Annotated in this window: 11 protein-coding genes; 8 read left to right on the plus strand and 3 right to left on the minus strand. The window is 37.5% G+C overall.

The window, feature by feature from the left end; translation table 11 throughout:
• The first annotated feature begins 2 nt into the window (after positions 1-2).
• Complete coding sequence (locus ACPF63_RS22645; RefSeq protein WP_047381821.1) at positions 3-719, plus strand: ABC transporter ATP-binding protein; 717 nt, start codon at positions 3-5, stop codon at positions 717-719.
• A gap of 18 nt (positions 720-737) precedes the next feature.
• Positions 738-1,676: a Dyp-type peroxidase gene (locus ACPF63_RS22650; protein ID WP_077419426.1), complete on the plus strand. Its 939-nt coding sequence runs from the start codon at positions 738-740 to the stop codon at positions 1,674-1,676.
• 56 nt (positions 1,677-1,732) lie between these two features.
• On the opposite strand, the gene ACPF63_RS22655 is transcribed toward ACPF63_RS22650, so the two are convergent.
• Positions 1,733-1,939, minus strand: coding sequence for a bacteriocin-like protein (locus tag ACPF63_RS22655; RefSeq protein WP_077419427.1), 207 nt, complete (start codon positions 1,937-1,939; stop codon positions 1,733-1,735).
• 246 nt (positions 1,940-2,185) lie between these two features.
• Here ACPF63_RS22655 and ACPF63_RS22660 point away from each other — a divergent pair, with 246 nt between their 5' ends.
• From ACPF63_RS22660 to ACPF63_RS22670, 3 genes are read left to right on the plus strand one after another with little or no spacing between them, the layout of a single operon-like run.
• Positions 2,186-2,746: an RNA polymerase sigma factor gene (locus tag ACPF63_RS22660; protein WP_077419428.1), complete on the plus strand. Its 561-nt coding sequence runs from the start codon at positions 2,186-2,188 to the stop codon at positions 2,744-2,746.
• Positions 2,733-3,341, plus strand: a complete 609-nt coding sequence (locus ACPF63_RS22665; RefSeq protein WP_426481407.1) for a hypothetical protein — start codon at positions 2,733-2,735, stop codon at positions 3,339-3,341. Before ACPF63_RS22660 ends, ACPF63_RS22665 begins: the two co-directional genes overlap by 14 nt.
• A gap of 30 nt (positions 3,342-3,371) precedes the next feature.
• Complete coding sequence (locus tag ACPF63_RS22670; protein ID WP_426481408.1) at positions 3,372-4,412, plus strand: porin family protein; 1,041 nt, start codon at positions 3,372-3,374, stop codon at positions 4,410-4,412.
• 75 nt (positions 4,413-4,487) lie between these two features.
• Here the strand turns inward: ACPF63_RS22670 and fumC are convergent, their stop codons facing one another.
• The gene (gene fumC, locus ACPF63_RS22675; RefSeq protein ID WP_426481409.1) at positions 4,488-5,882 is read right to left on the minus strand and encodes a class II fumarate hydratase; all 1,395 of its coding nucleotides are present in this window, start codon (positions 5,880-5,882) and stop codon (positions 4,488-4,490) included.
• Between the two features lie 226 nt (positions 5,883-6,108).
• Between fumC and ACPF63_RS22680 the strand changes: the two genes are divergently transcribed.
• Complete coding sequence (locus ACPF63_RS22680) at positions 6,109-7,716, plus strand: fumarate hydratase (RefSeq protein WP_047381802.1); 1,608 nt, start codon at positions 6,109-6,111, stop codon at positions 7,714-7,716.
• A 93-nt stretch (positions 7,717-7,809) separates the two neighbouring features.
• Positions 7,810-8,094, plus strand: coding sequence for a hypothetical protein (locus ACPF63_RS22685; protein WP_172625768.1), 285 nt, complete (start codon positions 7,810-7,812; stop codon positions 8,092-8,094).
• Positions 8,095-8,187: 93 nt separating this feature from the next.
• Here the strand turns inward: ACPF63_RS22685 and ACPF63_RS22690 are convergent, their stop codons facing one another.
• Positions 8,188-9,060, minus strand: coding sequence for a helix-turn-helix transcriptional regulator (locus tag ACPF63_RS22690; RefSeq protein ID WP_426481410.1), 873 nt, complete (start codon positions 9,058-9,060; stop codon positions 8,188-8,190).
• A 154-nt stretch (positions 9,061-9,214) separates the two neighbouring features.
• Here ACPF63_RS22690 and ACPF63_RS22695 point away from each other — a divergent pair, with 154 nt between their 5' ends.
• A complete protein-coding gene (locus ACPF63_RS22695) occupies positions 9,215-11,293 on the plus strand; it encodes a T9SS type A sorting domain-containing protein (protein ID WP_426481411.1) in 2,079 nt (692 codons plus the stop codon).
• Positions 11,294-11,317 lie beyond the last annotated feature (24 nt).

An 11,317-nucleotide genomic window follows, 5' to 3' on the forward strand; every position in this document is an offset into this window, starting at 1 on the left:
CCATGATCAACATACAAAATTTATCTAAAACATACGGAACGGCAACGGTTCTTAATATCGAACATCTTGAAATTCCAAACGGGGAAACATTTGGTCTCGTAGGAAACAACGGAGCAGGAAAAACAACTCTTTTCAGCCTGATGCTGGATTTAATTCAGGCTACAACAGGTTCTGTAAGTATTGACGGAATTAAGGTCGATGAATCTGAAGCATGGAAAAATAAAGTTTCAGCCTTTGTTGACGATACATTTCTTATTGGATACCTTACTCCTGAGGAATATTTTTATTTCATCGGAGAGTTGAGAGGGCAGAACAAAGCATCTGTAGATGAATTCCTGAAGCCTTTTCATGATTTTTTCAATGGAGAAATCCTTAAATCAGGGAAATACGTCCGTGACCTTTCAAAAGGAAATCAGAAAAAAGTAGGAATTGTAGGAGCAATTATTGGAAATCCTGAGATTATTATTTTGGATGAGCCTTTTGCCAATCTCGATCCATCTACTCAGATCAAACTTAAAAATCTTATCAAGGAATTATCAAAACAGGATGGTGTTACTTTTCTGATATCCAGTCATGATCTTTCCCATACAACGGAAGTCTGCAACAGAATTGTGGTAGTAAACAAAGGCCTTTTGGTGAAAGATATTCAGACCAATCCGGAAACATTAAAAGATTTGGAACAATATTTTGCAGATCAGGTTTCTGTTTCGGATATTTAATACCACAAAAATAGAGGTATGAATACGATAGAATCACAGAATGTAACAGATTATCCGAACAGCAATACTATTTTCATGGTCTGGAAACTTAATGACAGCCCACAGCTGAAAAATATTTTTCAGGAACTATGCGCTTTGGTATTAAATCTTAATAATTCCGTTTTTAACCGTTTTCCAGACAGCAGGGCAAGCTGTGTAATGGGAATTGGGGCTGAAGCATGGAGAAAACTGGATCTTCCTACACCTTTGCCAAAAGAATTAATCAATTTTGAAGAAATAAAAGGAGTGAAGCACACAGCTGTTTCCACTTCTGGAGACCTTCATTTTCACTTGAGAGCGGATAATAAAAGCCTGATTTTCGATATGGCTGTTGAAATATCCAAACTATTGAGTTCAGTGGCAGAAAGTATTCTGGAGATTCATGGATTTAAATATTGGGATGCACGTTCCATTCTTGGTTTTGTGGATGGAACAGAGAATCCACATGGTGATGACCGTGATTATTTTGCAAAAATCGGAGATGAAGACCTTCAGTACAAAGGCGGAAGTTACCTTTTTGTTCAGAAATACCTGCACAATATGGATGCCTGGAAAGGGCTGTCAACAGAAGATCAGGAGAAAGTCATCGGGAGATCAAAAGAAAACGATATTGAAATGTCGGATGATGTAAAACCTTCCAATTCACATATTGCTTTAGCCAATATCGAAGGGGAAGATGGGGAAGAATTGAAAATAGTCAGAGATAATATGCCTTTTGGAAATCCTTCTACTAATGAGTTCGGAACCTATTTTATTGCCTATTCAAGCACATTCGCAACAACCAGAAAAATGCTGACCAATATGTTCATAGGTGATCCTCCGGGAAATTATGACAGAATTTTAGATTTCAGTACAGCGGTTACAGGAACGCTTTTCTTTGTTCCTACCAGGAATATGCTTGACGAGTTTTCAGGATAAAATACAAAAAAGGCAGCTTCGAAATTAAGGCTGCCTTTAACAATTGTTTTACAATACTATACTGGATTTCCGGGGTTGTACGAATCACACATTCCGTTTTCCACCAGACATTCTCTTTTTTTCAGTTCACAGGGATTGGTTGTAGGTACGCTGCAACATGCATAAAATCCGTTGTATTGTATCAGATACATATTACAAAGTGGCGTATTTCCCCCATTAATTGTTTTCAGGTTCTCTCTTTTTAATTTCTTTAAATTTTTCATGGTTTTAGTTTTAAATTAATTATATCTCCAATATAGGAAAAAATGAAACATTGAATAGATTAAGTAAAAAATTGTACCTCAGTTTTTTAATTAAAATCTTTCTCACCTTTTTGAAACAAAAAAGAAGGTAAAATTTGTAACTCTGAACAAAAAAAATCAACTTATTGCAATAAATAGTAAAATATTTTTTTTCAAGTTGTAACCTTTTTTTGTTTTGATTGTCTTTAGTATAGAAACAGCATAAGCATGAAACTTTTGTTCGGAAATAAAAAGAATGATTTGTTGAGCCTCCTGAAAAAACAGGATCCGGCTGCACAGAAGATTTTCTATGAACAGAATGTAAAGAGATTCCTGAGCGTAAGCAAAAGCTATGTAAGCGATTTGTATCAGGCGGAAGATTGTCTCATTAAAGCATTCTGTAAAATTTTTAAGCACATAGAAAGCTTCAGAGGAGAGTCGAACCTGGACAGCTGGGCAAGAAGAATTGTCGTGAATGAATGCCTGAATTTTATCAAAAGCCATAAAACGGTATTCTATCTCGATGAGATCAACCAATCTTTTCATGAAGACATCCATGAACCGGAGATTGATTGTGATTTTAATGCGCAAGATCTTTTGGATCAGCTTCCCGACGCCTACAGAATGGTTTTCAATCTTTATGTCCTGGAAGGATATTCCCATCAGGAAATTGCTGATACTTTGCAGATCTCCATTGCTGTTAGCAAAACACAGCTGTTCCGAGCTAAAGAAAAATTAAGAAAGATCTACTTTCAACAACAAAAAAAAGTGAAAAATGAAAACGTCTAAAGATAATTTTGAATGTCAGATCAAAAAACAGATTGAAGAAAGAGAGATTACTCCTTCCCGGGATCTGTGGTCTGAAATTGAGTTTCAAAACAGCAGCAATAGCCGTCCCAAATCACAGATGAACTGGGTTTTAGTGGCTGCCTGTCTGGTCTTGACATTGAGTTTAGGAACCGTTCTGTTTTTTCTCAATCAGCCTTCAGAAATTCAACCTGAAATAGTAAAGAAGGCAGAAGAAAATAAGGCAGATGAAATCATAAAAAAACCGGCTCAATATAATACACCTCTGGCTGTTCTGAATAATGATAAAAAGGAAGTAAAAATAATATCCCCCCAGGATAAAGAAGAAATGATTTCTGCAGTAACAATAGGTCAAAATAAACTTATTCCCAGAGAAACCGCAGTGAAAAAACTGGATATTCCTCAGATTTCTAATCCTAAGCTTATAGCAAAAGCTGATTCTTTGAAAACTCCGGTTAAAAAGAAAAAATATGTAGACCCTTCTACCCTCCTTTTTTCGGTAGAGCATAAAGATGTTATCGAAAAGACAAAGGATGGAAGTAATGTGGCTACAACTATTGACCTGAATGCCAGATAATTTGCCCGTAAAAAATTAAAAATTAATAATATGATCAAGAAATTAATCGTAATGGGATTGCTATGCTCTATTTCAGCATCATTCCATGCACAAAAGGCTTTGAATATTAACCTGTCTTCTAAAAAAGACACTGAGGTAAGCCCTATTGTAAAAGAGAAAGTAGAAGAATATGCCACAAAGATCAATACCATTATTCAGGAAGAAAAGAAGCTGATGGAAGAAGAATTGGTTGTTTTGCAGGCAAGAAACCTTGATAAAACAGATTTTGACAGAGAGAAAGCCCAGATTGCAGACCGTTATTCTGAGAAAATGGATAAAAGAATTGAAGAACTTGGATTTGATCTGGATGACGTTATTCAGAAACAGGTAAGATATTCACTTTTAAATACTGATGTTACTTCCAAAGAAGAGCTTAAAGAAAAGCTGTTGAAAAAATTCCGTCCCAGCAGAAGTTTTACAGGGTATTTCTCTTACGGAATTATGACATTGACAAACAGTTCTCAGGATAACGAACTGGACAAAAATATAGGCTATGCCAATAACCTGGAATTTGGTCTGAAACTGAATTATCAGCTTAGCAGAACAAGCCCGTGGGCAATTACCTCAGGATTAGGATTCTCATGGAGAACCGTAAGAGCAGATAACAATATGCTTTTTACAAGAAGTGCAGATCAGGGAGTGGCTTTGGCTCAGTACAGCGGAAACCTTGATAAAAGTAAGCTGAGAACCGGGTATATTATGGTTCCTCTTGGTGTACAGTATAATTTTTCCAAGCTTAAAAATGCAGGAATGGACATCCAATACCGAAGTTATTACACCGGATTTAAAATAGGAGCCAATGTATATGGCGGGGTGAAAATGTCTACCAACAATATTGTCAAAGGAAATGACGGAGAGACAAGAGACCGGGGAAACTATCAGGTGAATCCTTTTGTATATGGGGCACAGATTACATTCTCATATAACAGTTTCAGTCTTTTTGTGAAAAAAGATTTCAGCAATTTCTTTAAAGACAGTTATTTCAAAAATGATAAAGCGCTGATATTCGGCTTAGCCATTGGATTAGATTAAATACATTTTGACAGCAAAACGAAAAACTCCGGGAAAAGCTCCCGGAGTTTTTGCATTGTATCAGTTATAGAATCATTATTTTAAACTTCCTACCATATCTTCAGGTTTTACCCACTCATCAAACTGCTCAGCAGTTAACAAACCAAGATTGATGGCTTCTTCTTTTAAGGTTGTACCATTTTTATGGGCTGTTTTAGCAATTTTTGCTGCATTTTCATATCCGATATGAGTATTTAAAGCTGTAACAAGCATTAAAGATTTGTCTACAAGTTCTTTAATTCTCTCATGGTTGGGTTCAATTCCTACAGCACAATGGTCATTGAAAGAAATACATGCATCAGCGATCAATTGGGCAGACTGGAGAAAATTATAAGCCATTACCGGTTTGAAAACATTCAGCTCATAATTTCCCTGAGTTCCTGCAAACGAAATTGTCGTATCATTTCCTAAAACCTGAGCGCAAACCATTGTTAAAGCCTCATTCTGAGTAGGATTTACTTTCCCTGGCATGATAGACGATCCCGGTTCATTTTCAGGAATATGAATTTCCCCGATTCCGGAACGTGGCCCTGATGCCAGTAATCTTACATCCTGAGCAATTTTATATAAAGAAACGGCCAATTGTTTTAAAGCTCCGTGAGATTCAACAATTGCATCATGAGCAGCAAGGGCTTCAAATTTATTTTCAGCAGTAATGAAAGGATGTTTTGTAAATTGAGAAATATATTCTGCAACCTTTACATCATAGCCGTTAGGAGTATTCAATCCTGTTCCTACAGCTGTTCCACCTAATGCAAGCTCAGAAAGGTGAGGTAATGTATTTCTTAAAGCTCTCAATCCGAATTCCAATTGAGCCACATACCCGGAAAATTCCTGTCCCAGAGTAAGTGGAGTAGCATCCATCAGGTGGGTTCTCCCGATCTTTACCACATCTTTAAAGGCTTTAGATTTTTCAGCCAGCGTATTTTTTAATTTCTCTACTGCCGGAATGGTTACCTCCACTACTTTTGTATAGGCAGCGATGTGCATGGCAGTAGGATAGGTATCATTGGAAGACTGGGATTTATTCACATCATCATTTGGGTGAATTTCAGATTTTTCACCCAATGTTCCTCCATTATTGACATGGGCTCTGTTTGAAACTACTTCATTGACATTCATGTTCGATTGCGTTCCGGAACCCGTCTGCCAGATTACCAACGGAAACTGGTCATTAAGTTTTCCCTCAAGAATTTCATCACATACCTTGGCGATCATATCTCTTTTTTCAGCAGGAAGCACTCCAAGGTCAGTGTTGGTATAAGCTGCTGCCTTTTTCAGATAAGCGAAAGCTTTAATGATTTCATGCGGCATTGAACCTTCAGGTCCTATTTTGAAATTATTTCTGGAACGTTCCGTCTGTGCACCCCAAAATTTATCCGCAGGTACCTGGACTTCTCCCATGGTGTCTTTTTCAATTCTGTAATTCATAGTGGTTGAAATTTGTATGATCTGTTTATTTAAAAGCCATAAAAATCTTTAACATTATTGATTTTTAATGAAAGAAATAATGTTTTGGCTTTGCTTATTAAGCTTTTATAAAGTTAATTATAAACTCACAAACCCGCAATTTATAATCATTATAAATATCAATTTAAATGACTGATTTTACTCATATTTTTTTAATGAGACGTATTTTTGCACAAACAAAAATTGAATGGACTTTAGATATCAGGATCCGTATCCAATTCAGAAAGATGATACGGTGTACAAGAAGCTTACATCAGATTATGTAAAGGTTGAAAAACTGGGTGACAGAGAAATTTTAACTGTAGATCCGAAAGGACTGGAATTGTTGGCTGAAGAAGCTATGGCAGATGTTTCTTTCATGCTTCGTTCTTCACACCTGGAAAGCCTTAGAAGAATCATTGATGATCCTGAAGCTACTGATAATGACAGATTCGTTGCTTACAACCTTTTGCAAAATGCTGCAGTAGCTGTGGAAGGAGCTCTTCCTTCATGCCAGGATACGGGAACAGCTATCGTAATGGGAAAAAAAGGAGAAAATGTGTACACAGGAGTAGATGACGGGGAATATTTGAGCAAAGGAATTTTCAATACCTATCAGAAAAGAAACTTAAGATATTCTCAGGTGGTTCCTTTAACAATGTTTGATGAAAAGAACTCAGGATCTAACCTTCCTGCACAGATTGATATCTACGCTAAAAAAGGAGATTACTACGAATTTTTATTCTTGACAAAAGGAGGAGGTTCAGCTAATAAAACATTCTTATATCAAAAGACGAAATCTTTATTGAATGAAAAATCTCTCGAAGAATTCGTTAAAGAAAGAATCTCTGATCTTGGAACAGCTGCCTGCCCGCCTTATCACTTAGCGCTGGTAATTGGAGGAACTTCAGCAGAAGCCAACCTTGCTGCAGTGAAAAAAGCATCAGCAAAATATTATGACCATCTTCCAACAGAAGGAAATGAGGCCGGACAGGCATTCAGAGACCTTGAATGGGAAGCAAAAGTTCAGAAAATCTGCCAGGAAAGTGCAATCGGAGCTCAGTTTGGAGGAAAATACCTTACCCATGATGTAAGAGTAATCAGACTTCCGAGACATGCTGCATCCTGTCCGGTAGGAATGGGTGTTTCCTGTTCTGCAGACAGAAATATCAAAGGAAAAATTACTAAAGAAGGTATTTTCCTTGAGCAGTTGGAGCAAGACCCAAAAAGATTCTTGCCTGATACCCCTCCACATCTGGAAGAAGCAGTTGAGATTAATCTAAATAAACCAATGCCGGAAATTCTTGCAGAGTTATCCAAATATCCGATCAAAACAAGATTGAAACTGAACGGAACATTGATTGTAGCAAGAGATATTGCACACGCAAAAATTAAAGAAATTATCGACAGCGGAAAACCAATGCCGGAATATTTCAAAAACCATCCGATCTACTATGCAGGACCTGCAAAAACTCCGGAAGGAATGGCTTCAGGAAGTTTCGGACCTACTACAGCCGGTAGAATGGACGTTTATGTAGACGAGTTCCAAAGCCACGGCGGAAGTATGATTATGCTGGCAAAAGGAAACAGAAGTAAAGATGTTACCAATGCCTGTCATAAATACGGAGGTTTCTACCTTGGATCTATCGGTGGGCCCGCTGCTATTCTTGCCAAAGACAATATTGTGTCTGTAGATGTAGTAGACTTCCCGGAATTAGGAATGGAAGCGGTAAGAAAAATTGAAGTAAAAGACTTCCCTGCATTCATCATTTCCGATGATAAAGGCAACGATTTCTTCGCAAATCTTGCTCACTAATTAGTTTAAAATTAAAATAAATAATAAAATAGAGCGCTGATCTTTTGTATAAAAAAGAAAAAAGCTTTATTTTTGCCTAAAATCTTTAAGAGAATGATAACGATATTATCAGCATTTTGGCCGTTTTACCAGTTCCTTTGGACTATATTCTTCATTACTATGTTCTTAGTAGGATTCTGGTGTATTTTTATGTTCTTCGGATTAGTAATCCCAATGTGGCTAACTGAAGGTTTGAAAGAGTATTTCGGAAAAGTAAAGCCTTTCGATCCTGAAGACATCAGAAGAAAGCTTGTTTCTGAGCAGGAAGGTGTAGAAGTTATCTATAGCGAGCCTAAAGGAAACGGACCTTTCCTTCACGATCACGGACATCATCATTAATTGATTGTCATTGCTTTTTCACCTGAATTCTGAAAAAGTAATATCAAAGCAAAACAACATATATAAAACCGCTTAATTCGTTAGGCGGTTTTTCTATTTATTATTCCTGAGGCTTTCCGGAGATACTCCAAATTTCTTTTTAAAAGCCCGTGTAAAGTTCTGAAGATATTCATAACCGCATTCAATAGCGATCTCTTTGATCATAATCTCTTTGTCAGTAATCAGCTTCCTCGCTTTCAGCATTCGGAGTTCCGATATATAATGAGCAATCGTTGTATGATAGTAGGCCTTGAATTCCTTTCTGATCATATTCTGATTCATTCCGATATACTTTCCGATCTCTTCCGCTTTTATATTTCTGTGGTAATTTTCATCAATGAATTTCCTGATCATTTCAGGCGTTTTTGGAGTGGATTCCAAAATATTTTTCTCATTGAACTGTTCAAAAATCAAAATCAGAAGTTTAATAATCTTGGCTTCTACAAATAATTTCTGCATGATTCCTTTCTTGGTATATCCCAGAATTTCCTTTACAATCATATGCATTTCAACCGTCATATCCGGTGGTGTCTCTTTGTGAAGGAAGATGAAATTATTATGGGTCATGTTTTCCAGAATTTCTGCATTCTCACGGTTGAGATCCGGATTGATGAGGTTGAAAACATATTGATAATTGATCTGTATCTGGAGATATTTAAGAACTTCCTGGTTTTCCGTCCATAGTTCAGCGACATTTTCTTTGGGCGAGTAATGAAGAATGTATTGGTTTTTCTTAAATGAAAATTGGGTTCCACAGTCATGAGCTTCCAAATTGATTCCCTCACTCAGCAGAAAAAGAAGATTAAAACTTGCCTTCCCTTCCAGCATGTGAGATTTGAAGGATTGATCAGGGCACAGATCTTCCTGCATGATGATTTTGATGTCTTCGGATCTGAACAAAAGTCCACTTTTAGATGATTTCCTCATACAACACATTTTTACAGCCATGGTACAACTACTTAAGATAAAAGTCCTTCGCAGGATAACCAAAAGTTCAGAAATGATAACTCGGGGTTAATTATGAGAGGTACTTTTGCGCAAAATTAAATTAAATTTAGAATAATTAAAAATAATATTTTATATGTTTAAAGATTTACATTTTGCAATACAGAAAATCAGAACGGGATTAACGTTGCTGACTATCGCCGGAAGCTGCTTGTATGCTCAGCAATGGGAAAATGTTGGAGGCATTCAGGATGTATCAGCAGGAGGAAGTAGTTTTAACAATTTAGTTATAGACAATTCAGGAAATTATTATCTGTCATATTATGATGTTTCCGTAGCCAGAGGTTCTGTTCAGAAATTTAACGGGAGTTCATGGTCATATTTAGGTGGAAGTGCGGGAGTTACAGCAGGAACTGCAACTTACAGTTCACTGTCTATAAGTCCTAACGGAAACAGTCTTTATTATACCAATCAGCTTGGCTATCCTGATTCCGGAATGGAAGTACGTTTGTTTACGGGGTCTTTATGGTCTCAGCTTCCGAATGCTACAGACAGTTCTGTAAATTATCAGGCTTCTGCAGTTTCTTCTGATAATATTATATTCACTTATGGATCTTATGGTTCAGGAACGGTAAAAAGATATTTTGGAGGAACCTGGGAGCAGGTAGGAAATGCCGGCTTTTCAGGAGGTGCTGAATTTGCTGAAATGGTTATCGGAACCAATAATATGGTGTATACGTGTAATGTTTCCGGAGGTTTAAAAGTGTATCAAAACAGCACTGGTGCAGACTCTTCACAAAACTGGAGTCTGGTAGGAGGTGCTGCTGCAGATGCTTCTTCTTCAGGAGAACAGTACAACGCCGATATTGCTTTGGATGGATCTAATACGATCTATGTAGCCTATGTTTCAAACTCAGGAGGAGGAAAAAAAGTGAATGTTAAAAAATTTGACGGCAACTCTTGGGTTCAGGTTGGAAATGCTAATTTTTCAGAAGGAAAAGTTCAGCATGTTGCTTTAGCTGTGACGGAATCCGGGAAACCGTATGTCGTTGCCAGCCGTTTTGAAAATGACAATTTCCTTAGAAATACGGTTTATAAATTAGATGATTCTCAAAACTGGGTTGCTTTTGGAGGTGATTTTGTTTCAGATGGTGAGGCAAAATACAACGATCTTGCTATAGATAAAGCACACAATTATCTTGTTCTTGCTTATTCTGACAATACTACAAAAGTGAAAAGAATTTCTCTGACGTTAAATCCTCAGACATGCAGCAATACAGATCCCGGAACCAATGCAGGAGATGTGGGTTGTGTAAGTTTTATGTATCGTGGTCAGCAGGTTGCCTATTCCACGGTAAGAGGTGCTGACGGAAAAATATGGCTTCAGCAGAATCTGGGAAGTACACAGGTTGCTTCATCAGTAGCCGATGCGAACGCATATGGAGACCTTTTCCAATGGGGAAGATGGGATGACGGCCACCAGCTTAGAAATTCACAGACAGCGCAAGCACCTTCATCCAATACTCCCGAAGGAATTGCAGCGGCTGGAGGAGTGTATATTGCAGGATCTCCGGCATGGTGGGCAGGTTTTGCAAGTTCAGATACATGGGCTGGTACATCAGTGGCAGACGTTAATGCATCTGCTGGGGTAGATCCTTGTAAAGCGATCGGAACAGACTGGAAAATGCCTTCTCAGGCAGATTGGACTGCTTTGGTAGGGGCTGAAGGTATTGGGAATCCGGCAACTGCTTACAGCAGCAATCTTAAATTACCGGCAGGAGGAAACAGAAGTTCCAGTAATGGCGACTTTAGTTTTGTAGGACAAAGAGGATATTTCTGGAGTTCAGATACATCAAGTTTAGGAGCGAAATATTTATATATCGGATCCACTATTGCCAATCCATCAGCTGGAGGAATGAGAGGTCAGGGGTCTTCAGTAAGATGTATTAAACCGACATCTTCTTTAGGTACTTCAGATATTAAGCTGAATAATGTAGTAATAGGAATGTATCCCAACCCGACAAAAGGAATTCTTACTGTTAAATCAGACTCCGCGATTGACAAAGTGAACGTTATCAATGCGGTAGGGCAAAGAATGAATGTGCAGTTCTCAGATAATCAAATCAATATGACTGAACTTCCTTCAGGGTTATATATCGTAGAATTAAAATTAAAGAATGGACAATCCGTTTCTAAAAAGATTATAAAAGACTAACTGAATTTCTATAACAAAGATTTT

Origin of the sequence: Chryseobacterium sp. R2ACT005, from assembly GCF_049949215.1 — a bacterium.
Taxonomy (GTDB): Bacteria; Bacteroidota; Bacteroidia; order Flavobacteriales; family Weeksellaceae; genus Chryseobacterium.

What these genes read in the sequence shown, in the direction of transcription:
- ACPF63_RS22685 (WP_172625768.1), top strand. Translation starts at nt 7,810, where the DNA reads ATGATAACGATATTATCAGCATTTTGGCCGTTTTACCAGTTCCTTTGG.
- ACPF63_RS22665 (WP_426481407.1), top strand. Translation starts at nt 2,733, where the DNA reads ATGAAAACGTCTAAAGATAATTTTGAATGTCAGATCAAAAAACAGATT.
- ACPF63_RS22655 (WP_077419427.1), bottom strand. Translation starts at nt 1,939, where the DNA reads ATGAAAAATTTAAAGAAATTAAAAAGAGAGAACCTGAAAACAATTAAT.
- ACPF63_RS22650 (WP_077419426.1), top strand. Translation starts at nt 738, where the DNA reads ATGAATACGATAGAATCACAGAATGTAACAGATTATCCGAACAGCAAT.
- fumC (WP_426481409.1), bottom strand. Translation starts at nt 5,882, where the DNA reads ATGAATTACAGAATTGAAAAAGACACCATGGGAGAAGTCCAGGTACCT.
- ACPF63_RS22645 (WP_047381821.1), top strand. Translation starts at nt 3, where the DNA reads ATGATCAACATACAAAATTTATCTAAAACATACGGAACGGCAACGGTT.
- ACPF63_RS22660 (WP_077419428.1), top strand. Translation starts at nt 2,186, where the DNA reads ATGAAACTTTTGTTCGGAAATAAAAAGAATGATTTGTTGAGCCTCCTG.
- ACPF63_RS22680 (WP_047381802.1), top strand. Translation starts at nt 6,109, where the DNA reads ATGGACTTTAGATATCAGGATCCGTATCCAATTCAGAAAGATGATACG.
- ACPF63_RS22690 (WP_426481410.1), bottom strand. Translation starts at nt 9,060, where the DNA reads ATGAGGAAATCATCTAAAAGTGGACTTTTGTTCAGATCCGAAGACATC.
- ACPF63_RS22695 (WP_426481411.1), top strand. Translation starts at nt 9,215, where the DNA reads ATGTTTAAAGATTTACATTTTGCAATACAGAAAATCAGAACGGGATTA.
- ACPF63_RS22670 (WP_426481408.1), top strand. Translation starts at nt 3,372, where the DNA reads ATGATCAAGAAATTAATCGTAATGGGATTGCTATGCTCTATTTCAGCA.